We start from the raw sequence: 24,350 nt of genomic DNA on the forward strand, positions 1-24,350 counted from the left end.
CGACGTCGGTTGCGGCGGTCCTGACCCCGCCCGGCAGGAGCACAGCATAGGCCGGGCGGGGCCCGCGGGCGTTTCAGCCGGCCCGCACCGTCCACGTGCGCGTGACCACCCACTCGGCGTGCCGTATCCCGGCCGCCCGCCAGTCGTCACCCACCTGGCCGGGCGCATGCACCGCGGCGTCCGCGGCCAGCGGCAGGACCCTCAGCCGCAGGCCCCGCGCCCGCACCTCCTCGACCGGCAGCCGGCCGAGGCCGATGTCCCAGACCCGGCCCGAGAAGAACTGGTCGGCGACCAGGACGTCCCCCACATAGGCCCGGGCCAGGTCACCCGTCCAGCGCAGCCGCAGCAGGACACCGGCGGGCGCCCGCAGCAGATCCTCCGGTACGTCGACGCGGTACTCGGCGGCCACCGTCTCGACGTCCTTGTCCGCCGGCACACTCGCCCGGCCCTGCACACCGGTCACCGGCTCGGGCGCCGGGCCGGCGGGCCTGACCAGGGTGACGGGCACCGTGCTGTCCGGGAGGGGGGCGGCCTCGATCGTGTAGCGGGTGAACACGCCGTCCGCCGCTTCCCGCACCCGTGTCCCCGCCACCACGGGGGCGGAATCCGGCGCGGGCAGCACCGCGAACGACGGCTCGGCGGCCGGGCTGTGCACTCGTACCTCACCACCGTCGAAGACGACACCGTCCCCGCACAGCACCAGCCGCTCGGCTCCCCAGGCGTCACCCCGGTAGACGGTACGTGCCGTCGCCGCGTCCAGGACCAGCAGCCCGACGCGTGAACCGTCGGCGGCGTCCACCTCGACCAGGGCGTCGGTGCCCGGCCGCACCGCGCTGACCAGGATCCGGCCGGCGACCGGCGTGACGTCCCCGGACGGTGTGGCGACGGACGCCACCGTGTCCGCGTCCAGGGCCAGTTCGGGCGCGATGCCCTCGGTCGCGGCCAGCACCAGGACCGTTCGGCCGCCCGCCTCGACGGTGCACACCGGCTGCGCGGTCGCCCACTCCAGCCGCAGCCCGGCCACGTCCAGCCGCAGCGGCCAGCAGAAGTACGCGCCGGAGGGCACGGTCACGGGAGTGCTCGGCAGGGTCAGCGGCGGTGCGTCCGGGAAACCGACCGTGAAGGCCGTGTCCGCGTGGTCGGGCAGCGGCTCGTGCGGCTGGTGGTTGGTCACGAACAGGAAGCCCGACGTGCCGTCCGTACGGACCGCCCAGCGCAGCGTCTCCCGGTCGTGCTGTCCCGCAGGCAGCCGCTCGGGCAGCACGGACTCCATGGGAGCGATCCGGTCTCCGAAGCACGCCAGCAGCAGGTGCTGGAGCCGCAGTTCGTGGTACGAGGGCCGCACCTGGCCGTACTCGCCGAGCGGGGCCTGGAAGTCGTAGGTCAGGGCCGGCAGGTCGTTGGGGTAGCCGGTGGCGTGCGACTCCTGAAGGGTCGTCAGCTCGCCGGGCGGGTTCGTGCCGCCGTGGAACATGTAATAGCCCTGCCACACGGAACCGCAGCCGATCTTGGTGAGCGCCGGCGCGGCCACGTCGGCGGCCTCCACCCGGGGACGCCGGTGGTAGGCCACCGCCATACCGCCGCCCAGCTCGCAGGTGGCCCAGGGGAAGCGGTCCGCCGGTACCGGTTCGGCGCCGCGCACGGTCGTGGGCCGCAGGTCGGCGCCGATGCCCTCGTCGTCGCGCTCGTGGGTGAAGAAGAAGTGCTTGCGGCAGGTGTCGGGCCAGCCGCCGTCCGCCTCCGTCCAGAACGCCTCCGGATAGCCGCCGTACAGCGGCAGCAGTTCGTCACCCGGGAGCTGGACCCCGCCCCAGGCGGTCGACGTCCACAGTGGCGCGCTCAGTCCGGCCTCCTGGGCCAGGCGTTTCAGGGTGCGCAGATGGCCGGGCTGGTCGTAGAGCTCGTTCTCGATCTGGATCGCGACGATCGGGCCGCCGTGCGCCCGGTCCAGACCGCGCAGTTGCTCCGCGACGGCCGCGAACCAGGCGCGTACGGGCTCCAGATAGGCCGGATCGTCGGTGCGCGGCGTGCCGGGGCGGGCGAGCAGCCAGTCCGGCAGGCCGCCGTTGCGCACCTCCGCGTGGCACCACGGGCCGATCCGCGGGACGAAGTCCAGGCCGTGGCGGGCGCACAGCTCGGCGAAGCGGCGCAGGTCGCGGCCGCCGTCGAAGCGGATCCGCCCCTCGATCTCCTCGTGGTGGATCCAGATGACGTAGGAGGCGACGGCACTCACCCCGCCCGCCTTCATCTTCAGCAGCTCCTCCTCCCACTCCCGGGCCGGGTAGCGGGAGTAGTGGAACTCGCCGGAGACCGGGAACCAGGGCCGGCCGCCACGGGTGAGCCAGCGGCCGATGACCTCGATCGGGTCGGGCACGCCCGGCGCGTCCGCGAAGGGCAGATGACCGGTCGGCGGGGGAGCGGAGGGCGTGGGCACACGCAGCCGGTGCGGGGTCACCAGGTGTTCTCCGGGCCGAGGTCGGGTGTGTCGGTCAGCTGGGCGCGGGTGGCCGCGGTGCCGTGCAGCTCCAGCAGGACCAGCTCGTTGGCGCCCGGCCGCAGTACCGGCGCGGGGACGTAGAGCGTGTGCTGCGGGCCGCGGTTCCAGTAGCGGCCCAGGTGGAAGCCGTTGACCCAGGCCTGCCCCTTCGTCCAGCCGGGCAGGGCGAGGAAGGCGTCGGCGGGCGTGTCCACCTCGAACGTGCCGCGGTGGAAGGCGGGCACGGTGACCGCCGCCCCGTCGCCCGGGGTGAACGGCACCGCCTCCAGGCCGTCCAGCGGCAGCGCGTGGCAGTCCCAGCCGCGCAGGGCGGCGCCGTTGAAGGAGACGGGACCGAGCAGGCCCTTCGGGGCGCCGATGCGGGGCCCGTAGTTGACGCCGCCCATGTTCTCGACGAGCACGTCGAGCCTGGCGCCCGGGTGCGGGACACGCACCGGCAGTGTCTCGTCGTGGCGTTCACGCTCCAGCACACCGACGGGTGCGCCGTCGACGAAGACCTGAGCGCGGTCGCCGACACCGCCGGCGAAGTGCAGCAGGCCGTCACCGGAGGCGGGCAGGACGGTGCTGTAGAGCGCGTAGCCGGTGTGCTGCCCGAGCTCGCCCATGGTCACCGGGTCGTCGGTGCGGACGGGAGCGGTGAGCGCGCCGGCGAGGGGAAGCAGAGGCGCCCGGCCGTCCAACTCCACTTCGATGGGCGGCAGTTTGGGGCCGGGTGCCGGGGCGGGCTCGTCGGGGGCGCCGACATGGCGGGCGATGACCTCGCGGAAGGCGTGGTACTTCGGGCCGGGGTCGCCGCACTCGGTGAGCGCGGCGTCGTAGTCGTACGACGTGACGGTGGGCTCGTAGGCGTGCTTGTGGTTGGCGCCGTTGGTGAAGCCGAAGTTGGTGCCGCCGTGGAACATGTAGAGGTTGACGGACGCCCCGGCGGACAGCAGCCGGTCCAGATCGGCGGCGGCGTCGGCCGCGTCCCGGACGTGATGCGGCCCGCCCCAGTGGTCGAACCAGCCGATCCAGAACTCCGCGCAGAACAGCGGGCCTTCGGTCTGGTACTCGCGCAGCCGCCCGAGGCACTGCTCGACCCGGCTGCCGAAGGTACTGGCGGTCAGCACGCCCGGCAGGCTCCCGGCGGCCAGATGCTCGGGGTCGGCCTGGTCGCAGGTGAACAGCAACTCCTCGACGCCCCGGGAACGGAACGCGTCGGCCAGGTGCTTGAGGTAGGCGCTGTCGTCGCCGTATGCCCCGTACTCGTTCTCCACCTGCACGGCGATGACGGGGCCGCCCGCCGCGGCCAGATGCGGCCGGAGCACGGGCAGCAGCAGGTCCAGGTAGCGGTCGACGGCCCCGGTGAACCGCGGATCGCTGGACCGCAGCCGGATGTCCGGGTCCGAGGTCAGCCAGTCGGGCAGCCCGCCGCCGTCCCACTCGGCGCAGATGAACGGTCCGGGACGCAGCAGCACGTGCAGCCCCTCGTCCTGGGCGAGTTCGAGGAACCGGGGCAGGTCCAGGAAGCCGTCGAGCACGAGCGGGCCCTCGGGGCCGGGCTGGTGGTGGTTCCACGGGATGTACGTCTCCACCGTGTTGAGGCCCATCAGCCGGGCCTTGCGCAGCCGGTCGGACCACAGGCCGGGGTGGACGCGGAAGTAGTGCAGGGCGCCGGAGATGATCCGGAACGGCTCGCCGTGCAGCAGGAATCCGTCGGACGTCGTCGTCAGGGCGGGCATACGGGCTTCCCTTCGGGGGGCGGGCAGAGGTCGGTGGGAGTCGACGGGAGTTTCAGTGAGAACGGGTGACGCGGATCAGCCAGAGCGTGGCGCCCAGGCACACCGCCGAGACACCGCACAGCAGGAGGGGCACCGCGCGGACCCCCGACCACTCGATGGCCTTGCCCAGCGCCGGCCCGGCCGCGACACCGCCCACCATGGACGCGGCGATGACCAGGGCACCGGCTCTGCGGGCGCGCGGGGCCACCCGGTTCAGCCAGGGCAGACCGGTGGGGAAGATCGGCGCGATGAACAGACCGACGCCGGCGTACGCGTACGGGGCCAGCGCCGGCACGGACGCGGCCAGCAGACACACCGTCATTCCCGCGCAGGAGACGACGATGATCGCCTGGGCGGAGAAACGCAGCGCGAGCGGCGCGACCAGGAAGCGGCCGACGGTCATCATCAGCCAGTACACGGAGGTGGCGGTGGCGGCGACGCCCGCGCCGTAGCCGACGGTCTCCAGATGCGTGGGCTCCCAGCCGCCGACACCGGACTCGATGCCCACGTGCAGGACGTAGAGCGCGACGAAGACGCCGAGCACCGAGGCGAGGCTCCGCCGGAGGACCCCGCCACCGCCCGGCTCGTCCCCGGCCGGGACGGGCGCGTCGTTGCGCACGCCCTTCAGGCACAGCAGCAACGGCAGGTTGGCGAGGGCGAAACCGAGGAAGACGGCCGGGTAGTGCTCGGAGCCGACCACGCCGATGAGGGCGGGGCTGAGGATGGCGCCGATGCCGAAGTGGGCGTGGAGGATGTTCAGCATCGCGGTCGAACGGTGGCCGAAGCCCACGGCGAACAGCTGGTTGAGCCCGTAGTCGATGCCGCCGAAACCGAGCCCGGCGAGCAGGGCCGCCGCGAGGGCGGCCGGCCAGCCGGGCGCCAGCGCGAAGCCCGCCGCGCCGAGCGCCATCAGCAGGTAGGAGCTGCCGAGGAGGTGCCGGTTGCCGACCCGCCCGTAGAGCCGGTCGAACAGCAGCACACCCGCCACGCCACCGACGAAGTGCGCACTGAGCCCCAGCCCGGCGGCGGACGGCGATAGCCCGAACTCCGCACGGAAGCCGGGGATCGCGGGCCCGTACAGGGCCTGCAACGCACCCATGAGCACGAAGCCCGCACAGGACGCCACCACGGCGGCCCCGCTGAACACCGGGGCCGGCGGCGCGGGGGAGAGGCTGGCCGCGGGCTGCGCGGTGGGCTGGTCGGTCACGCGGACTCCGGGGGACGGCCGGCCGGGCGGCGGCGGGCGGGGATCAGGTCGCGTACGGCTCGAAGCGAGGGCGGACGAGAGGGATGTTACCGGTAACATCATCCTCGCCGACACCCCTTGGCGGCACGAAGAAGAAGCCCGCGCAAGCTCGGTGCCGCTCCGCCCCTCCCGGTAATCGCGTGGTCAAGGCGATGCGTCGGCTGATCTAATGCGCGCGTGGGCCCCGCGCCCTCGGGCCGGCACATCGGACGGAAGGAAACCCTCGGCATGGCCGTCATCCACCGCACCACGGTCACACCGACCAAACTGGAACTGCTCACCTCCTGGCTGCCGTCCCGCCCGTGGTACCGCGGTGGCGCCGACGGACCGCGGCTGGCCAAGGCAGGCGGATTCCGGCTGGACGACCCGCAGGGCGAGGTCGGGATCGAGTTCATGATCGTCACCGACACCTCCGGCCCTCAGCCCGTCACCTACCAGGTGCCGCTCACCTATCGCGGTGCCGCGCTCGACGGGACGGAGCACGCCCTCGTGGGCACCATGGAGCACGGCGTGCTCGGGCGGCGCTGGGCCTACGACGGTTGCCACGACCCCGTGCTGGTCGCCCAGTTGGCCGCCTTGATCGAGGGGCGGGCACAGGCCCAGGCGCAAAGCGTGAGCGATGCCCCCGACCGGGAGGTCGCCGCCTCCCACACCGGCGAAGGCCCGCTCCCCACGGCCTTCGTCGCCACCGACGACCAGGACGGCACCCGGCTGACCGCCCCGCACGGCACGACCCTCCACCTGCACCGGGTCCTGCGACCCGCCCCGGACGGCCCGCCGCCCTCCCAGGGAGCGACCGGCCAGGTCACCGGCTCCTGGCAGCTCCCGGACGGCACCCGTGCCCGCGGCGTCTTCGCCGATGTGTACACCGGCCGGCGGATCCAGTAGTCAGGGGAGAGGGGCAAGGCGACGATGCAGACGTCCGAGGCCCGGCGGGCGGTGGCCGCGGCGCTGTCGACCGCCTCCTCACTCGGCCTGCGAGCCGACGACGCGCGTGTTCTGCACGACTCGAACAAGCTCACTCTGCGTCTGCTGCCGTGCGACGTTCTGGCCCGCGTGGCGCCCGCAGCGCATCAGATCGCACCGTTCGAAGTCGAGCTCGCCCAGCGGCTCGCCGAAGCCGGGTGCCCTGTGGCTGCTCTCGATCCTCGGGTGGAGCCACGCGTCCATGAGCGTGACGGCTTCGTGATCACGCTGTGGACCTACTACGAATCCGCGGCACCTGGCGAGATCCCACCGGCCGGCTACGCCACCGCGCTGAAGCTGCTGCACACCGGCATGCGCGAACTCGGCGTTCCCACACCGCACTTCACGGACCGTATCGAGCAGGCTCAGCAACTCGTGGCGGACCACGCCCGCACTCCGGCGCTCGCCGACGCGGACCGGGAGCTGCTCAGGGACACGCTGCGGAACCTGAGACGAGCGATCGGCGAGCGCGCCGGCGCCGAGCAACTGCTCCACGGCGAGCCGCACCCGGGCAACGTACTCACCACGAGGAACGGTCTGCTGTTCATCGACCTCGAGACGTGTTGCCGCGGGCCCGTCGAGTTCGACCTCGCCCATGCGCCCGAAGAGGTCGGCGAGCACTACCCGGGTGCCGACCAGGACCTGCTGCGCGAGTGCCGGATCCTCGTACTGGCGATGATCACGACATGGCGCTGGGACCGAGACGACCAACTCCCCGACGGGCGCCGGCTGGCGGGGGAGTGGCTCAGCCGGATCCGGGCGGCACTCGATCGGGGCGGTCTGGGATACGACGGTTGATCGCGCAATCCGGAAGCACGGGCCCGATCACCCGCACCCGTCCAGGAAGGCTCAGCCATGACCCACGACCCCCCGCGGCGCATCGCCCTCCTCGGCGGCGGGTTCTCCACCGACGGCGACGGCCTTCTCGACGACTGGGTGCTGGCCCAGTCACGCGCCACCCGTCCCAGGGTGTGCTTCGTACCCACGGCCAGCGGAGACGCACCGGCCTACGTCGAACAGTTCCGTGCGGCGTTCGGGAGCCGCCGCGCCTGCGAATCCTCCGTGCTGCACTTGTTCCGCCGCGAGCTGGACGACGACGCACTGCGCTCCTTCCTGCTCGCCCAGGACGTCATCTACGTGGGCGGCGGCAACACGGCCAACCTCCTCGCCGTGTGGCGAACCCACGGCGTGGACCGGCTGCTACGGGAGGCATACGGCCGTGGCACGTTGCTGTGCGGTATCAGCGTCGGTGCCAACTGCTGGGCCGAGGGCTCGCACACCGACTCCTTCGGGCCGCTGACGTACCTCCCCGACGGGCTGGGGCTGCTGCCCGGCTCCGTCTGCCCGCACTACGACAGTGAACCGGGCCGTCGCCCCTCCTACCGCGCGGCCGTGGCGACGGGGCGGTTGCCGGCGGGCTGGGCGGTGGAGGACGGGGCCGCGGCGTTGTTCACGGGCGGTGTGCCGACGCAGGCCGTCACCCGGGCGAGGGGAGCCGGGGTGCACCGGGTGGAGCCGGCCGAGGGGGGTGGCGTGAGCGAGCGTGCACTGCCGTGCCGGTTGCTCGGCGCCGACCTCGCTTGACCGCATGGCCACAGATCCCCCGAAACTCCGTCCCCTCACATCCCCAGAACCTCAAAGATCAACCAGGATTGCCCCGGGCGCGATCGGGTACGCGAGCAGCACCGCGTCCGGGGCGGACCATGCTCCGGGCAGGCCGCACGACCGCCGCTACCAGGGAATCTGCCATGGAGACACCCGCAAACGACCCCACGCCCACGCCCGCCCAGCGGGCTCTGGACGTCCTCAACGAGAACACCGAGGACGCGGCGGCTCTGGACGCGCTCGCCAACAGCGACGTGCTCATCCCCGTGCCCGACGACGCCAACGACGCCGACACCGCCAACCCCTCTGCGGTGGCGCTGCCGGTGCTGGAGCAGCCCGGCGGCGAGCCGGTGGTGCCCGTGTTCACCTCCGAGGTGGAGATGGCCGGGCTGCTGCCGTTCGTCTCCCGCTACCGCCTGGTGCCGCTAGGCGCCCTGGCCGCCCAGTGGCCGGCCGACGACCTGTCGCTCACCATAGACGGCAGCTCGGAGCACCGTCTGACGCTCACCTCGGAGGGGGTACGCACCCTGCTGGCACGTCCGTAGGACCGAGTACCCCCATAGGACCGAATGCGCCGAGCCCGGGCCCGGGCGGGTTACTCGCCCAGGGACCGGGCCAGCGCGGCCCGCTGCAGCGGCAGTGCCTCCGCGTGCAGGTCGCGGCCCTTGGAGGTCAGGGCCACCCACACGCCGCGCCGGTCCTCCACGCACACCGAACGCGTCACCAGCCCGTCCTTCTCCAGCCGGGCGATGAGCCGGGACAGCGCGCTCTGGCTGAGATGGACCCGTCCGACCAGGTTCTGCACCCGGCACTGATCTCCCTCCTCGGGCGCGGCCGTGGCGAGGATGTCCAGGACCTCGAAGTCGGACGCGCCGAGGCCGTGCGGATGCAGGACCCGGTCGATCTCGCACATCGTGCGCGCGTGCGCCGACAGGATGTCCCGCCACCGTTCCTCAAGCCGCGCACCAGCCGTTTTCGACGCCATATGTGAACGGTAACACCGGTGCGGCATTCGATGAGCGTGCATGCAGTGCCCGCGGTGCACGCTGGTGCACGCCCCCTCACCGGACGGCCGGAGCTACGTCGACTCCCTTTTGACCAGCTCCGTCGGAAGGATCACCGCCGCCGGGTCCTCGCCCCCGATCTGCGCGAGCAGCACCCGCACCATCTCGGCGCTGATGCGGTCCCACGGCTGCCGGATGGTGGTGAGCTCCGGGCTGGAGGCCACGGCGGCCGGGGAGTCGTCGAAACCGCCGACCGCCACGTCCTGCGGCACGCGCCGTCCCGCCCGGTGGAGGGCCGCCAGCACGCCCTGCGCCATGAGGTCCGAGGCGACGAACACCGCGTCCATGTCCGGGGCCTGATCCAGCAGCCGCTCGGCGCCCGCCTCGCCGCTGGCCCGGCTGTAGTCGCCGGAGACGACGAGGCGCTCGTCGAAGTCACAGCCCGCCTCCGCGAGCACCTCCTGGTAGCCGGCGAGCCGCTCGACGCCGCCCGGCGTGTCCGGCGGCCCGGTCACCATGCCCACCCGGCGCCGCCCGAGGGACAGCAGATGGCGCACCATGTCGCGGGCGCCGTCGCGGTCGTCGGCGGCCACGTAACTCACCTTCGAGCCCAGCCCGATCGGCTTCCCGCACGCCACCAGCGGCACTCCTGCCTCGCGCAACTGCTCGGCGACGGGGTCACCGGAGTGGTTGGAGACCAGCAGCACCCCGTCGACATGCCCCGCGGTGATGTACCGGGTGAGGCGGCGCCGTTCGTCCTCGGTGCCCGCCAGCATCAGCAGCAGCGGGATGTCGTGCGCGGCGAGCGCCTGGGTGCAGCCGCGCAGCAGGACGTTGAAGTTGGGGTCCTCGAAGAACCGCTCCTGCGGTTCGGTGAGCAGGAAGCCGATCGAGTCGGACCGCCCGGTGATCAGGGAGCGGGCGTGCCGGTTGACGACGTAACCCGTTCTGCGGATGGCCGCGTTGACCGCTTCCTGGGCGGCCGGGCTGACGTAGTGCCCGCCGTTGAGTACACGCGAGACCGTGCCGCGCGAGACCCCCGCCTCGCGCGCCACGTCGTGGATCGTGGGCGGCCTGCGCCTGCCCCCCGCAGCGTTCATGGTCATGACTTTACGGCTCCGGACAGCAGATCCAGACTCCAGAACCGCTGGATGACCAGGAACAGGGCGATGAGCGGGAGCACGGCGAGGAACGCACCCGTGATCACCAGGGTGTAGAGCGCCGGGGTGTTGGCGCCCTGCTCCAGCAAGGTGAACAGGCCGAGGGTGATCGGGAACTTCTCGTCGTCGCTGAGCATGATGTACGGCAGCAGGAAGTTGTTCCAGATCGCCACGAACTGGAACAGGAACACCGTCACCATGCCGGGGATCATCATCGGCAGCGCGATCCGCGTGAAGATCCGCCACTCGCTCGCCCCGTCCATCCGGCCGGCCTCGACCACGTCGGCGGGCACCGCGGCGGCGGCGTAGATCCGCGCGAGGTAGACGCCGTACGGCGACAGGATCTGCGGCAGCAGGACGGACAGGTAGGAGTCCGTGAGGTCGGCCTTCGCCAGCAGCAGGTACTGCGGGATGGCCAGGATCACCGGCGGCATCAGCACACCCGCGAGCAGCACGTTGAACATCGTCTCGCGGCCGCGGAAGCGGTAGATCGCCAGTGCGTAGCCGCTGAACGCCGACACGCACGTCGACAGCAGGGCGCCCAGACCGGCGTACAGGGCGGAGTTGCCCATCCACTCCCAGTAGACGCCGTCGCGGTAGGCGCTCAGATCGTGGAAGTTGTCGGCGAAGCCCGTGCCCGGCAGGAACGTGAACGTGGAGAACAGCTCACTGCCGGACTTCGTGGCCGCGATGACCACCCAGGCCACCGGCAGCAGGCAGTAGACCGCCCCCAGGAGCAGCGTGGCCGTCGGGATCAGGGCGATGCGGCGGCGCAGCGGCGGGCGGCCCTGGGTGGTTCCGGGCGTGGTGCCCGTCACCGGCTCGGTCGGGGAAACGGCGAGGGAACTCATCGGGCTGCCACCTGCTTCTGACGACGGTTCGCGGCCCGCAGGAAGCCGAAGGACAGCAGGAGCGTGGCGAACGCGATGATCACGGCCTGCGCCGCGGCCCCGTAGATGTCACCCTCGCCGAACGCGTCGCGGTACACCTTCATCAGCGGACTCCACGTCGTGGACACGGAGTTGGTGAGCGGCTTGAGGGTGGTGGGCTCGTTGAACACCTGCAGCGTCGCGATGATCGAGAAGAAGAAGGTCAGCACCAGCGAGGGCGCCACCATCGGGATCTTGATCCGCAGCGCGATCTGCGCCGGGGTGGCGCCGTCCAGCTTCGCCGCCTCGTACACCTCCGCCGGGATCGACTGGAGCGAGGTGTAGATGACGATCATGTTGAAGCCGGTGCCGCCCCAGACCGCGATGTTCGACAGGGCCAGGTACAGCGGCCCGCCGTCCAGCAGGTCCGGCTGCGGCAGCCCCAGCTTGCCGAGCACGAAGTAGAAGGGGCTGACGTCCGGCAGGTACAGGAACCCCCACAGCAGCGCCGCCACCACGCCGGGGATGGCGTACGGCAGGAAGATCGCGAGCCGGGTGAAGGGGGCCAGCCGCACCTTCTCGGAGTCCAGCATCAGCGCGAACAGCAGGGCGAGGCCGAGCATGACGGGGACGACGATGCAGCCGTAGCCCAGCACGCGCAGGGCGCCGTTCACCAGCTCGCTGTCGGTGAGGGCGTCGGTGTAGTTCTCCAGGCCGGCCCAGACCTCCTTGCGGGCGCCGGAGCCCAGGCCCAGGCCCGAGACCTTGACCTTGCGCAGGCTCAGCCAGAGCGCGTAACCGATCGGCAGTGCGAAGAACAGTGCGAACAGGATCGTCGCGGGGACAAGGAAGGCGTACGGGGCCCCCTTGACCCCGTACGACCGCCGGCGTGCCGTGCTTTTCACTCGGCGACCTCGAAGCCCTGCTTCTTCATGTCGGCGACGGTGTCGGCCTGCATCTTCTCCAGCGCGGCGCCGAAGTCCGACTTGTTCTTCGCGGCGGCGCCGAAGGCGTCCTTGAAGGTGGTGTAGGCGACGTTCACGTTGGGGCCCCAGGCGGACGGTGCCGTGGTCTCCGCGATGTCGGCGGCCTTGCTGTAGAAGTCGGCCTGGTGGGAGAAGTAGGCCGGCGGCTTGAGGAAGGCGCCGCTGGTCTGGGCGTTCTTGGCGGCCGGGTAGATGCCGCTCTCCTTGGCCAGCGCGTTCAGGGCGTCGCCGTCGGTGTTCAGCCAGGTGGCGAACTCGGCGGCGGCCTCCTGGTGCTTGGAGTCCGTGGTGACGGCGGTGGAGGAGCCGCCCCAGCTGCCCGTGCGGTTCTCGTCCGCGGACCACTGGGGGAGCGGGGCCATGGCCCACTTGCCCTTGGTGGCGGGGGCGGCCGTGGTCAGCGTGCCCGGTGCCCACACGGCGCTGACCCAGGCGATCTGCTTGCCGGTGTTGAGCGCCTTGTTCCAGGCGGGGGTGTACATCGGCTGGTTGTCGATGGCGCCCTCCTTGACCAGGCCGCCCCAGAACTTCGCGACCTTCTGTGTCGCCGCGTCGTCGATGGAGACCTTCCACTGGTCGCCGGAGGTCGTCCACCACTTGGCGCCCGCCTGCTGGGCGAGGCCCGCGAAGAGGCCGGAGTCGTTGGCGGAGAAGGTGGTGAGGTCCTTGTCGGGGGCGGCCTTCTTGAGCTTGCGGGCCGTCTCGGCGAATTCGTCCCAGGTCGTCGGGACCGTCAGGCCGTACTCCTTGAACAGGTCCTCGCGGTAGTAGAACATCATCGGCCCGATGTCCTGCGGGACGGCGTAGACCGCGTCCGTGCCCAGCGTCGTCTGCTGCCAGACGCCGTCGGCGAAGCTGTCCTTGGCGTCGCCCACGTTCTTCGATATGTCCGCCAGGGCGTCGTTGCTGACCAGCGTGGGCAGCGCCTGGTACTCCGCCTGCACCAGGTCGGGCGCCTTGCCCGCCTTGTGCGCGGTGAGGATCTTGGTGACGAGCGTGTCACCGGACGCCTGCTTCTTCACCGTGACGGTGATCCGGTCCTTCTTGCCCGGCCCCTTGTTCCACAGGTCCACGACCTTGTCCATGCCGGGTGTCCAGGTCCAGTACGTCAGCGAGACCGGCCCCGACTCGGTGTCGCTGTCCCCGGATTCCGAGCCGCAGGCGGCGAGGGCGGTGGCGCCGAGCGCGAGGGCGACGGCGGATGTCACGAGGCGGCGGCGCGTCGTGTACGGCATGGATCTCTCCCCTGACCTGGGGTTCTCGCCTGGTGCGAGAACCTGCCATGCTTCTGTGAGCGTTCACAGTAGAGAAACATCCCGGACCCTTGTCAATGGTTGTTGCTGTGCGGTTATGTTGGGCTCAGCACCGCGTCCTTGTGTGTGCACGTTCCCAATTGATCGATCGACCGGGAGACCATCCATGCCGGAGACCACCCCCAGGGGCCTCACCAGGCTCGCCTTCGGTGGGGACTACAACCCCGAGCAGTGGCCGGAGAGCGTCTGGCAGGAGGACGTCCGGCTGATGCGGGAGGCCGGCGTCACCATGGTGAGCGTCGGGATCTTCTCCTGGGCGCTGCTGGAGCCCTCACCCGGCACCTACGACTTCGGCTGGCTCGACCGGCTCCTGGACCTGCTCCACGAGCACGGCATCCGCGTCGACCTCGGCACCCCCACCGTCGTCCCGCCCGTCTGGTTCTACCGGGCCCACCCCGACGCCCTGCCGGTCACCCGCGAGGGCGTGCGCTACGAGTTCGGCTCCCGCGCGGCGATCTGCCACAGCAACGCCGACTACCGCGCGGCCGCATCAACCATCACCACGCGGCTGGCCGAGCGCTACGGCGACCACCCGGCGCTGGCGATGTGGCACGTGCACAACGAGTACGGCGTCCCCGTCTCGGCGTGCTACTGCGACTCGTGCGCCGCGCACTTCCGCCGCTGGCTGGCGACGACGTACGGCACGGTCGACGCGGTCAACGAGGCCTGGGGCACGGCCTTCTGGGGCCAGCGCTACACGGACTTCGACCAGATCAACCCGCCCCGGCTCACGCCCGCGGCCGTCAACCCGAGCCAGGCGCTGGACTACAAGCGGTTCGCCGACGCGACCATGCGCGAGAACTTCGTGGCGGAGCGGGACATCCTGCACCGCCTCTCCCCGGGCGTCCCGGTCACCACCAACTTCATGACGGCGCTGAGCCAGTGCGACTCCGTCGACTACTGGGCCTGGGGTCGCGAGGTCGACATCGTCACCAACGACCACTACCTGATCACCGACGGCCGCCGCACCCACGTCAACCTGGCGATGGCCGCCGACCTCACCCGCTCCGTCGCGGGCGGCGCGCCCTGGCTGCTGCTGGAGCACTCCACCTCGGGCGTCAACTGGCAGCTCCGCAACCCGGCCAAGGCCCCCGGCCAGATGGCCCGCAACTCCCTCACGCACGTGGCGCGCGGCTCCGACGGCGCCATGTTCTTCCAGTGGCGCCAGTCCCGGCGTGGCGCCGAGAAGTTCCATTCGGCGATGGTCCCGCACGGCGGCACCGACACCCGCGTGTGGCGCGAGGTCGTCGAACTCGGCTCGGCCGTTGACGCGTTGAACGAGATCCGCGGCACCCGCACCGCGGCCGACGTGGCCGTGCTGTGGGACTGGCACTCCTGGTGGGCGCAGAACCTCGAATGGCGCCCCAGCGCCGACCACGACGCCCGCGAGCGCGCCGACGCCTTCTACGAGGCGCTCTACGACCGCCACCTCACCGTCGACTTCGCCCACCCGGAAGCCGACTTGTCGAGGTATCGCCTTGTCGTCGTACCGGCCCTGTATCTGATGACACAGGCGGCCGGGACCAACCTCACGGCCTACGTCGAGAACGGCGGCACGCTGGTCGTCTCCTACTTCTCCGGCATCGTCGACGAGCACGACACCGTCCACGAGGGCGCCTACCCGGGCCCGCTGCGGGACGTCCTCGGCCTCACCGTCGAGGAGTTCTCGCCGCTGCTGCCCGGCGAACGGGTGCGCGTCACCGGCCCCGACGGATCCGAGCTGGGCGCCGACGTGTGGACGGAGTTCGTGGTACCGCGCGGCGCCGAGACCGTCCTGACGTACGCCGACGGCCTCGCCGCCGGGCGGCCCGCCGTCACCCGGCACCGCCGCGGCGAGGGCACCGCCTGGTACGTCTCCACCCGGCTGGGATCCGACGGCCTGGACGCGCTGCTCGGCTGGGCGGTCGAGGACGCGCGGCTCGCCCCGCGCGCCGATCTGCCCCGGGACGTCGAAGTGGTCCGCCGCACCGGCGAGTCGGGCACCTACCTGTTCGCCGTCAACCACACCGGCTCGGACACCAAGGTGCCGCTGGAGGCCCCCGGCACCGAGCTGCTGACCGGTGAACGCGCCGTGGGCCGGCTGCCGGTCCCGGCCGGAGCCGTCCGGGTCGTCCGGCTCGACGGCTGAACCGACTCCCCTCCGCCCGTGCGAGCCGCAGGAGCCGCGGGCGGAGGGGCTCTCTCGCCTCACCTCCGGGCGAGGGGCACCCCAACCCCCACGTCGAAGGGACGACGGACGACGATGTTCCATCCCAGACGCACGCTCAAAGCCCTGCTGCTCCCCCTCGCGGCGGGCCTCGCCCTCACCGCCCTGCCCGCCACCGCCGCCCACGCCGCGAGCACCCTGGCCAACGGCGGCTTCGAGGCCGACGGCGCGGGCGCGGCCACACCGAGCGGCTGGTCCGAGTACGGCGACACCGGTGCCTCGTTCACCGAGTCCGGCGGCCACGGCGGCAGCTACCGCCTGAGCCACTGGGCCTCCACCGCCTACAAGGTGGAGACGTACCAGTACCTGTCCGGACTCACCAACGGCGCCTACAAGCTCACCGCCTGGGTGCGCTCCGGCGGCGGGCAGAAGTCCGCGTACATAGCGCTGAAGAACTGCGGCGGCGCCGAGCAGCGCACCGACCTGCCGGTCTCGGCCAGTGGGTGGATCCGGATCGTCGTGCCCGTCAATGTGACCAGCAACCAGTGCACGATCAGCGTCAACAGTGACGCGAACGCGGGCAACTGGATCAATGTTGACGACCTGACCTTCACCTCGGGCACGTCCGGCACGTCGATCAAGGGTGCCGACATCTCGTCCCTGGCCAAGAGCGAGGCCAAGGGCGGCGTCTACCGGAACAGCTCCGGCACGGCCGGCGACCCCCTGGCGATCCTCAAGTCGTCCGGCATGAACTACGCGCGCCTCAAGGTCTGGGTGAACCCGGCCGACGGCTACAACAACAAGGCGCGCGTCCTCGCCACGGCCAAGCGCGTCAAGGCGCAGGGCATGAAGCTGCTGGTCGACTTCCACTACTCGGACTTCTGGGCCGACCCCGGCCGCCAGGACAAGCCCGCCGCCTGGGCCGGACACTCCTACAGTCAACTCAAGACCGACGTGTACAACCACACGTACGACGTGTTGAACGCCTTGAAGGCGCAGGGCACCACCGCCGACATGGTCCAGGTCGGCAATGAGATCAACGGCGGCATGCTGTGGAACGAGGGATCGACCTCCAACTGGACGCAGCTGGCCGGTCTGCTCAACTCCGGCTACGACGCCGTCAAGGCGGTCAACGCCGGCACGACCGTCGCCCTGCACCTCGCCAAGGGCGGTGACCTCGCCGGCACCCGCTGGTGGTTCGACAGCGCGCGCTCCAACGGCGTGAAGTTCGACGCCATCGGCCTGTCGTACTACGGCTACTGGCACGGCACGCTGGCCGACTTCCAGACCACCCTCGACGACGCGGCCTCCCGTTACGGCAAGCCGGTCTTCGTCGCCGAGACCGCCTACCCGTTCCGCCTGGACAGCGAGGACGCGCACCAGAACATCATCGACACCAGTGCCGAACTGGTCTCCGGCTACCCGGCGACCGTCGCCGGCCAGACCCGGTGGATGAACGACGTGGCGAGCATCGTGGAGGCCGTCCCGAACGGCCGAGGCCTCGGCATCTTCTACTGGGAGGCGACCTGGACCGCGGTGAACGGCAACGGCTGGGACCCGACCGACCCGTCCTCCGGCAACGCCTGGGAGAACCAGGCGCTGTTCGGCTACGACGACCGGGCCCTGTCGTCGACGTCCTGGTTCCGTCACCGCTGACCCGCGGGGGAGGGGGCCCGGCCGCACACCCGCGGCCGGGCCCTCGCCCGTTCCCGAACTCACCTGTGGCGTACGGCAGTCCGGTATCGGTCAAGAATGCCGAGGCCGGGGGCGCGGTGGCTTCGACTGCGAGACAGTGGGAAGACGCGGTAAGAGGACCAGAGCCGCGAGGCAGGGGCACTACATGCTGAGGACTCCCACCGACGACACGCGCCTGCGCATCCTGGCCTGGCTGAAGGAACCCGGGCCCGCCGCACACGGCGTCACCGCGGACGCCGTCGCCGAGAGGTTCTCGATGCCCCGCCCGGTCGCCGTCACTCACCTCCGGCTGCTCCAGGCCACCGGCATGCTGCGCACCAGCCGGTCCGCGGGCCGCGTGCACTACCACCGCGACGAGATGCGGATCGCCGAGGTCGCCCGGATGTTTGAAAAGGGCTGGTAGGCGACCCGGACGGTGAAGGACACGCACGCGATGGAGCGTCCCACGGCACTCGTCCCACGCCACTACGTCGCGGTGGGCCACGGCCCCGAGGACGTGGTCGCCGACCCGCGCGGCCGGGTGCTGACCGGACTGGCGGACGGCCGCATCCTGCGCCTGGACGGCCTGGGAGATCCGGCGACGGCCCGGACCGAGGTGATCGCCCAGACCGGCGGCAGGCCGCTCGGGCTCGAACTCCTCCCGGACGGTGACCTGCTGGTGTGCGACGCCGAACGCGGACTGCTGCGCGTGGGCACCGGCGACGGCACGGTACGCGTCCTCGCCGAATCGGTGGCGGGGGAGCGGCTGCGGTTCGCCAGCAACGTCGTCTCCCTCTCCGACGGCAGCGTCTACTTCACCGTCTCCAGCCGCCGCCACCCCCTGGACCACTGGATCGGCGACATCGTCGAGCACACCGGGACGGGACGCCTGCTGCGCCTCGCCCCCGGCGCGGACACCCCCGAGGTCGTGCTGGACGGCCTGCGGTTCGCCAACGGGCTCGCCGCCGGGGCCGACGAGTCGTTCCTCGTCGTCGCCGAGACCGGCGCCCGCCGGCTCATCCGCTACCGGCTCACCGGACCCCGCGCCGGCCGGAGCGAGCCCTTCGCCGAGAACCTCCCGGGCATGCCCGACAACCTGTGGCGCGGAGCCCTGGACGGACCGGTCTGGGTCGCGCTGGCCGGGCCCCGCGTCCCCACCCTCGACCTGGTCCACCGCAGCGCGCCCGCGGTCCGCCGCGCCGCCGCCCGGGTGGCCGTACGCGCCCCCTTCCGTCCCACCGGCACGATCGCCGTCCTGGCCTTCGACGACACGGGCCGCGTCGTCCACCACCTCGCCCGCCGCCACTCCGGGTACCGCATGGTCACCAGCGTGTGCGAGGCGGGCGGGCACCTCGTGCTGGGCAGCCTCTGGGAACGGGGCGTGGCGGTCTGCGAACGACCCGGCCCGACGTGACGCCGGTTCGCCACCGGGGTTAACCTGAACCCCGGCCGCGCCACCTCTCGCGGCGCGGCGGTGGGGCCCGCCGTACCCGAACCGCGGCACGGACGCCGCCAACGGTCCCTACTTGCGACGGCACGCGCCTGCACGATCCCGGGCCCCGGCGAGTAGGAGACGTACGACCATGACGGCCCCCGAGACGGAAAGCCTCCGCATCCGGCCCGCAGCCCCGCACCCGCCCGCCTGGCGCGCCCAGGCGCCGGTCGTCGCGGCGGTGGCGCTCGGCGGGGGAGCGGGGGCCGCCGCCCGCTACGCGGCGTCCCTGTGGTGGCCCTCCCACACGGGCGGCTTCCCCTGGACGATCCTCTGGGTCAACGTCGCCGGCTGTGCCGTGATCGGCGTGTTCATGGTGGTCATCACCGAGTTCCGGGCCGCCCACCGCCTGGTCCGCCCCTTTTTCGGCACCGGCGTGCTCGGGGGGTTCACGACCTTCTCGACCTACGCTGTCGACATCCAGAAACTGGCCGACGGCGGTCACCTCCGCACCGGCCTGACCTACCTCGCCGCGACCCCGCTCGCGGCGCTCACGGCGGTGTGGCTCGCGGCCTGGTCGACCCGCCGTGCCCTGAAGTGGAGGCAGTCATGACACGGCTGACCGGCAGGGCCCTGCGCCTGACCGTCGTCGTCGGCGAGAACGACACCTGGCACCACAAGCCCCTCTACTCGGAGATCGTCCACCGGGCCCACGCGGCGGGCCTCGCGGGAGCCAGCGTCTTCCGGGGTGTCGAGGGTTTCGGCGCCTCCTCGCTGATCCACACCTCGCGGCTGCTGTCCCTGAGCGAGGACCTGCCGGTCGCCGTCGTGATCGTCGATACCGAGCCACGCGTACGGGCCTTCCTGCCCCAGCTCGACGAACTCGTCACCGAGGGCCTGATGACCCTCGACGACTGCGAGGTCATCGGGGGCACCCCCACCACCGACCAGGCGGACACTCCGGGCGAAACGGACGCGAAGGGTAAGAAGTCGTTGTGAACTGGCTGCTGGTCGTCGGGGGCGCCATGGTCGGCGCCCCGCTGCGCTACCTCACCGACCGCGCGGTCCAGTCCCGGCACGACTCCGTCTTCCCCTGGGGCACCTTCGCCGTGAACGTCACCGGCTGCCTGGTCCTCGGCCTGCTCACCGGCGTCGCCGGACACGTCCAACTGCTGCTCGGCACGGGTCTGTGCGGGGCCCTGACGACGTACTCGACGTTCTCCTACGAGACGCTGCGGCTGGTGGAGACGGGGGCCCGCGGCTACGCCGTCCTCAATGTGACGGCGAGCCTGGCGGCCGGTCTCGGGGCGGCGTTCACGGGGGTGGCACTCGCGCGTCTGTGAGACCCGTTCTCGCCCGCGTGTAGTAAGACGGTCCTCTCCGCGCCGTCTCGCCCCCGCACAGAACTGGATCCCATGAGCGTCATCAACGTCGGTCAGGCCGTCGTCCTCGGAGCCGTCGAGGGGGTGACCGAGTTCCTGCCCGTCTCCTCCACCGGCCATCTGAAGATCGCCGAAGGGCTCATGGGCATCCCCGTCGACGACCACGCCGTGGTCGGGTTCTCGGCCGTCATCCAGGTCGGCGCGATCGCCGCGGTGCTGGTGTACTTCTTCAAGGACATCGTGCGGATCGTCTCCGCGTGGGGGCGGGGCCTGCGCGACCGCGAGGAGCGGTACCACCACGACTACAAGTTCGCCTGGTGGGTCATCTACGCGACCATCCCGATCGTCGCCGTCGGACTCGCCGCCAAGCCGCTCATCGAGGGCCCGCTCGCCTCGCTGTGGGTGGTGGCCGGCTCGCTGATCGTCGGCAGCGGGGTGATGTGGGCGGCGGACCAGATGGGCCGGCACAAGCGCGGCGAGGACGACACCTCCTTCAAGGACGCCATGCTCGTCGGCAGCTCCCAGATCCTCGCCCTGCTCTTCCCCGGCTTCTCCCGCTCCGGCGCCACCATGTCCACGGCGCTGATCCTCGACCTGGACCGGGTCGCCGCCACCCGGCTCTCCTTCTTCCTCGGCATCCCCGCCCTGACAGGCGCCGGCCTCTACGAACTCAAGGACGCCCTGGGCGCCGGCGTGGGCGCGGCCCCGCTCGCCGTCGGCACGATCGTGTCCTTCGTGGTGGCCTACGGCTCCATCGCCTGGCTGCTGAAGTTCGTCGCCAAGCACTCCTTCAACGCCTTCGTGATCTACCGGATCGTCGTGGGGGTGTTGCTGTTCGGCCTGCTCGGGACGGGTGTGCTCACCGGCTGAGCGGTCATGGCGGGCGAGGGGCCGGGATCCTGAACGCGGGCTTCCGGCCCCCTGAACGTTTCGTTGCCACCCCTTGACAGGCGCCTGTCGCGACCCCCAGGATCGCCAACGTGAACCTGTCAGACAGCCGGACAGCCGGACAGCCCGTGCGGCGCGTCAGCGCCATGGAGGCGGTGCTGGAGTATCTGCGCGGCGCCATCGAGCGCGGCGACTACGCCATCGGCGACAAGCTCCCCTCCGAAGCGGAGCTGTGCCGCACCCTGGAGGTCTCGCGGCCCGTGCTGCGCGAGGCGCTGCGGGCCCTGCAGACCATGGGCCTGACCGTCTCCAGGACCGGCAAGGGCACCTTCGTCGTCGCCAGCACCGTCGAGGACCCCACCTTCGGCGACTACTCGGCCAGCGACCTGCTGGAGGTGCGCCGCCACGTCGAGATCCCGGTCGCCGGGTACGCGGCACGGCGCCGCACCCCGGAGAACCTCGACCACCTGGCCCACCTCCTGGACCGGATGGAACGGGAGACGGACACCACCGCCTGGGTCGCGATGGACACGCTGTTCCACCTCGCCGTGGCCGAGGCCGCCCAGAACCCGGTCTTCCGCCGGGTCATCGAGGAGATCCGGGACGCGCTGGCCCGCCAGTCCGCCTTCCTCAACGAGCTGGGCGGCCGTCGCGAGCAGTCCAACCGCGAGCACCGGGCGATCGTCGAGGCGCTGATCGACGGTTCCGACAGCGACGCGGTGGAGGCCATGGCCCACCACCTCGACCGCGTCGAGACCACCCTCACCGACATCGTGCGCCCCGCGCGCACGGACATCCCCACGGAAGGCGGACCCGAGGCGTGAGCGAGCAGTCCCTGCACGAAGGCGTGCAGAAACGTTCCGGCCATGTCGATGCCGGAGACGCCGGCTACAGCAAGTCCCTGAAATCCCGGCACGTCAACATGATCGCCATCGGCGGCGCCATCGGCACCGGCCTCTTCCTCGGCGCGGGCGGCCGCCTCGCCGACGCCGGCCCCTCCCTCTTCATCGCCTACGCGGTCTGCGGCCTGTTCGCCTTCCTCGTCGTGCGCGCCCTCGGCGAACTCGTGCTGTACCGGCCCTCCTCCGGCGCCTTCGTGTCGTACGCCCGCGAGTTCATGGGGGAGAAGGGCGCCTACACCGCCGGCTGGATGTACTTCCTCAACTGGGCGACCACCGGCATCGCCGACATCACCGCCGTGGCCACGTACACCCACTACTGGGGCATGTTCTCCGACATCCCGCAGTGGGTGATCGCGCTCATCGCACTCGCGGTCGTGCTCACCGTGAACCTGATCTCGGTGAAGATCTTCGGCGAGCTGGAGTTCTGGTTCGCCATCGTCAAGGTCGGCGCGCTCGTCGTCTTCATGTGCATAGGCATCTTCCTGCTGGTCACCCAGCACCCCGTCGACGGCCACAGCCCCGGCCCGTCCCTCATCAGCGACAGCGGCGGAATCTTCCCGCACGGCCTGCTGCCCATGCTGCTGATCATCCAGGGCGTCGTCTTCGCCTACGCCTCCGTCGAACTCGTCGGCGTCGCCGCCGGTGAGACGGAGAACCCCGAGAAGATCATGCCGAAGGCGATCAACTCGATCATGTGGCGCGTGGGCCTGTTCTACGTCGGCTCCGTCGTCCTGCTGTCGATGCTGCTGCCGTGGAACAAGTACACGGCGGGGGAGAGCCCCTTCGTCACGGTGCTGTCCAACATCGGCGTCCCGGCGGCCGGCGGCGTGATGAACCTCGTCGTCCTCACCGCCGCGATGTCCTCCCTCAACTCCGGCCTCTACTCCACCGGCCGCATCCTGCGCTCCATGGCCATGGCCGGGTCCGCGCCCAAGTTCACCTCCGTGATGAGCCGCAGCCAGGTCCCCTACGGCGGCATCCTGCTCACCAGCGGCATCTGCGTCCTGGGCGTCGGCCTCAACTTCGTCGTGCCCGCCGAGGCGTTCGAGATCGTGCTGAACTTCGCGGCGATCGGTATCCTCGCCACCTGGGGCATGATCATGCTCTGTCACCTCCTCTTCTGGCAGAAGACCCAGAAGGGCGAGCTGACCCGCCCGGGCTACCGGCTGCCGGGCTCCCCCTGGACCGAAGTCGTGACGCTGGCGTTCCTCGCCTCCGTCCTGGTCCTCATGTACGCCGACGGCGGCGCGGGACGCACCACCGTGCTGTGCCTGCCGCTGATCGTCGGGGCACTGGTCGCCGGGTGGTTCGCCGTCCGCGGCCGTGTCGCGAGCAAATCCACCACCGGAGCCGACGCGTGACAGACGCGCCGCTCCACGAGAAGCAGGCAGTGATGTACAGCAGTTCCCTCGCGGACGCACCCCTTGTCCGTGAACCCGTCCACGCCCCCGTCGCCCACCTCATACGCGGCGGAATCGTCGAAGGCATCCACTACGGCTCCGTCGTCGTCCTCGGCGCCGACTCAGAGGTCCAGCTCCAGATCGGAGACATCGAGGCCGCCTTCTACCCCCGCTCCGCGATCAAGCCGGTCCAGGCCGTGGCCATGGTCCGGGCCGGGCTGCCGCTCGACGGCGACCTGCTGTCGCTGACCGCGGCCAGCCACTCCGGCGAGGAACGCCACCTCGCCGGTACCCGGCGCATCCTCGAACTCGCCGGGCTCACCGAGGAGCGGCTGCGCAACGTCCCTGACCTGCCGTTCGACCCGGTCGTCCGGGACGCCTGGGTGCGCGAGGGCCGGCTGCCCTCCCGGCTCGCGCAGAACTGCTCCGGCAAGCACGCGGCCATGCTCTACACCTGCGTCCTCAACGGCTGGCCGCTGGAGGACTACCTCGACCCCGGCCACCCGTTGCAGCAGGCCATCGCCGAGATCGTCGAGGACCTCACCGGGCAGCGCATCGCCCGGGTCACCGTCGACGGCTGCGGCGCGCCCCTGTTCTCCATCTCCCTGCACGGCCTCGCTCGGGCCACCGCCCGGATCGCCACCGCCGCGCCGGGCACGCCCGAGGCCCGGGTCGCCGACGCGATGCGCGAGCACGCCGAGATGGCCTCCGGCTCCGGCCGGGACGTCGCCGCGCTGATGCGGGCCGTGCCCGGGCTGCTCACCAAGGACGGCTTCGAGGGTGTGCAGGTCGCTGCGCTGCCTGATGGGCGGGCTGTGGCGGTGAAGATCGCGGACGGGGCGAACCGGGCGCGTGTGCCGGTTGCCGCCGCGGCGTTGGCGCGTGCGGGCGTCGACCCGGAGCTGCTTTCCGAGTTCGCGGGGGAGCCGCTGCTCGGGGGCGGCCGGGAGGTCGGGCGTGTGCGGCCCGTTCGCTCGCTGGAGCCGCTCGCCGGTGCCGCCTGCGCCTGACCATGTGCCAGGTGCTCCTGTTCGGCGGCTGCGGCTCTGTTGTGGCCGGTCGCGCAGTTCCCCGCGCCCCTGACGGGGCGCTCGTCCACCCTCAGTTCTCAGAAAAGGGA

Annotated in this window: 23 protein-coding genes; 15 read left to right on the forward strand and 8 right to left on the reverse strand. The window is 71.4% G+C overall.

Annotated features, from left to right (window positions below; genetic code table 11):
• Positions 1-73 precede the first annotated feature (73 nt).
• Genes ACFZDA_RS39175 through ACFZDA_RS39185 form a run of 3 tightly spaced genes read right to left on the reverse strand, consistent with a single transcriptional unit; the run spans position 74 to position 5,464 of the window.
• On the reverse strand, positions 74-2,458 hold the full coding sequence (locus ACFZDA_RS39175; protein ID WP_391090984.1) for a beta-galactosidase: 2,385 nt from the start codon (positions 2,456-2,458) through the stop codon (positions 74-76).
• Complete coding sequence (locus ACFZDA_RS39180; RefSeq protein WP_391090897.1) at positions 2,452-4,218, reverse strand: beta-galactosidase; 1,767 nt, start codon at positions 4,216-4,218, stop codon at positions 2,452-2,454. Before ACFZDA_RS39180 ends, ACFZDA_RS39175 begins: the two co-directional genes overlap by 7 nt.
• A 52-nt stretch (positions 4,219-4,270) precedes the next feature.
• The gene (locus ACFZDA_RS39185; protein ID WP_391090899.1) at positions 4,271-5,464 is read right to left on the reverse strand and encodes an MFS transporter; all 1,194 of its coding nucleotides are present in this window, start codon (positions 5,462-5,464) and stop codon (positions 4,271-4,273) included.
• 267 nt (positions 5,465-5,731) lie between these two features.
• Here ACFZDA_RS39185 and ACFZDA_RS39190 point away from each other — a divergent pair, with 267 nt between their 5' ends.
• The 4 genes from ACFZDA_RS39190 (at position 5,732) to ACFZDA_RS39205 (ending at position 8,619) form a co-directional block, all read left to right on the forward strand.
• Positions 5,732-6,391 carry a 1,4-alpha-glucan branching protein gene (locus ACFZDA_RS39190; RefSeq protein WP_391090901.1) on the forward strand — a complete coding sequence of 220 codons (660 nt, stop codon included), beginning with the start codon at positions 5,732-5,734 and terminating at the stop codon, positions 6,389-6,391.
• A 24-nt stretch (positions 6,392-6,415) separates the two neighbouring features.
• Entirely contained in the window at positions 6,416-7,267 is an 852-nt protein-coding gene (locus ACFZDA_RS39195) for a phosphotransferase (protein ID WP_391090902.1), read from the forward strand.
• 57 nt (positions 7,268-7,324) lie between these two features.
• Positions 7,325-8,053, forward strand: coding sequence for a Type 1 glutamine amidotransferase-like domain-containing protein (locus tag ACFZDA_RS39200; RefSeq protein ID WP_391090903.1), 729 nt, complete (start codon positions 7,325-7,327; stop codon positions 8,051-8,053).
• Positions 8,054-8,217: 164 nt separating this feature from the next.
• Entirely contained in the window at positions 8,218-8,619 is a 402-nt protein-coding gene (locus ACFZDA_RS39205; protein ID WP_391090906.1) for an SseB family protein, read from the forward strand.
• A gap of 50 nt (positions 8,620-8,669) precedes the next feature.
• Here the strand turns inward: ACFZDA_RS39205 and ACFZDA_RS39210 are convergent, their stop codons facing one another.
• From ACFZDA_RS39210 to ACFZDA_RS39230, 5 genes are all read right to left on the reverse strand, one after another.
• Positions 8,670-9,059, reverse strand: a complete 390-nt coding sequence (locus ACFZDA_RS39210; protein ID WP_391090908.1) for a MarR family transcriptional regulator — start codon at positions 9,057-9,059, stop codon at positions 8,670-8,672.
• 93 nt (positions 9,060-9,152) lie between these two features.
• Positions 9,153-10,184: a substrate-binding domain-containing protein gene (locus ACFZDA_RS39215; protein ID WP_391090910.1), complete on the reverse strand. Its 1,032-nt coding sequence runs from the start codon at positions 10,182-10,184 to the stop codon at positions 9,153-9,155.
• The gene (locus tag ACFZDA_RS39220) at positions 10,181-11,089 is read right to left on the reverse strand and encodes an ABC transporter permease subunit (protein ID WP_391090912.1); all 909 of its coding nucleotides are present in this window, start codon (positions 11,087-11,089) and stop codon (positions 10,181-10,183) included. Before ACFZDA_RS39220 ends, ACFZDA_RS39215 begins: the two co-directional genes overlap by 4 nt.
• Positions 11,086-12,012: an ABC transporter permease subunit gene (locus tag ACFZDA_RS39225; protein WP_391090914.1), complete on the reverse strand. Its 927-nt coding sequence runs from the start codon at positions 12,010-12,012 to the stop codon at positions 11,086-11,088. The genes ACFZDA_RS39220 and ACFZDA_RS39225 overlap by 4 nt, the downstream gene beginning before the upstream one ends.
• The gene (locus ACFZDA_RS39230; protein WP_391090916.1) at positions 12,009-13,328 is read right to left on the reverse strand and encodes an extracellular solute-binding protein; all 1,320 of its coding nucleotides are present in this window, start codon (positions 13,326-13,328) and stop codon (positions 12,009-12,011) included. Before ACFZDA_RS39230 ends, ACFZDA_RS39225 begins: the two co-directional genes overlap by 4 nt.
• 184 nt (positions 13,329-13,512) lie before the next feature.
• Here ACFZDA_RS39230 and ACFZDA_RS39235 point away from each other — a divergent pair, with 184 nt between their 5' ends.
• The 11 genes from ACFZDA_RS39235 (at position 13,513) to ACFZDA_RS39285 (ending at position 24,240) form a co-directional block, all read left to right on the forward strand.
• On the forward strand, positions 13,513-15,534 hold the full coding sequence (locus ACFZDA_RS39235; RefSeq protein ID WP_391090918.1) for a beta-galactosidase: 2,022 nt from the start codon (positions 13,513-13,515) through the stop codon (positions 15,532-15,534).
• A gap of 114 nt (positions 15,535-15,648) precedes the next feature.
• Positions 15,649-17,208 carry a glycosyl hydrolase 53 family protein gene (locus tag ACFZDA_RS39240; RefSeq protein WP_391090920.1) on the forward strand — a complete coding sequence of 520 codons (1,560 nt, stop codon included), beginning with the start codon at positions 15,649-15,651 and terminating at the stop codon, positions 17,206-17,208.
• Between the two features lie 184 nt (positions 17,209-17,392).
• Complete coding sequence (locus ACFZDA_RS39245) at positions 17,393-17,650, forward strand: ArsR/SmtB family transcription factor (RefSeq protein WP_391090922.1); 258 nt, start codon at positions 17,393-17,395, stop codon at positions 17,648-17,650.
• A gap of 30 nt (positions 17,651-17,680) precedes the next feature.
• The gene (locus ACFZDA_RS39250) at positions 17,681-18,640 is read left to right on the forward strand and encodes an SMP-30/gluconolactonase/LRE family protein (RefSeq protein WP_391090924.1); all 960 of its coding nucleotides are present in this window, start codon (positions 17,681-17,683) and stop codon (positions 18,638-18,640) included.
• A gap of 169 nt (positions 18,641-18,809) precedes the next feature.
• Positions 18,810-19,271 carry a fluoride efflux transporter CrcB gene (crcB, locus tag ACFZDA_RS39255; RefSeq protein ID WP_391090926.1) on the forward strand — a complete coding sequence of 154 codons (462 nt, stop codon included), beginning with the start codon at positions 18,810-18,812 and terminating at the stop codon, positions 19,269-19,271.
• The gene (locus ACFZDA_RS39260) at positions 19,268-19,657 is read left to right on the forward strand and encodes a DUF190 domain-containing protein (protein ID WP_391090928.1); all 390 of its coding nucleotides are present in this window, start codon (positions 19,268-19,270) and stop codon (positions 19,655-19,657) included. Before crcB (ACFZDA_RS39255) ends, ACFZDA_RS39260 begins: the two co-directional genes overlap by 4 nt.
• Positions 19,654-20,001, forward strand: coding sequence for a fluoride efflux transporter CrcB (gene crcB / locus ACFZDA_RS39265; protein WP_391090930.1), 348 nt, complete (start codon positions 19,654-19,656; stop codon positions 19,999-20,001). The genes ACFZDA_RS39260 and crcB (ACFZDA_RS39265) overlap by 4 nt, the downstream gene beginning before the upstream one ends.
• Before the next feature lie 72 nt (positions 20,002-20,073).
• Positions 20,074-20,910, forward strand: coding sequence for an undecaprenyl-diphosphate phosphatase (locus ACFZDA_RS39270; RefSeq protein WP_391090932.1), 837 nt, complete (start codon positions 20,074-20,076; stop codon positions 20,908-20,910).
• 164 nt (positions 20,911-21,074) lie between these two features.
• Complete coding sequence (locus ACFZDA_RS39275) at positions 21,075-21,752, forward strand: FCD domain-containing protein (RefSeq protein ID WP_391090987.1); 678 nt, start codon at positions 21,075-21,077, stop codon at positions 21,750-21,752.
• Positions 21,749-23,191, forward strand: coding sequence for an amino acid permease (locus ACFZDA_RS39280; protein WP_391090934.1), 1,443 nt, complete (start codon positions 21,749-21,751; stop codon positions 23,189-23,191). The genes ACFZDA_RS39275 and ACFZDA_RS39280 overlap by 4 nt, the downstream gene beginning before the upstream one ends.
• A gap of 32 nt (positions 23,192-23,223) precedes the next feature.
• Positions 23,224-24,240: an asparaginase gene (locus ACFZDA_RS39285; protein WP_391090989.1), complete on the forward strand. Its 1,017-nt coding sequence runs from the start codon at positions 23,224-23,226 to the stop codon at positions 24,238-24,240.
• Positions 24,241-24,350: the final 110 nt, after the last annotated feature.

Source organism: Streptomyces sp. NPDC007991 (assembly GCF_042958445.1).
Taxonomy (GTDB): domain Bacteria; phylum Actinomycetota; class Actinomycetes; order Streptomycetales; family Streptomycetaceae; genus Streptomyces.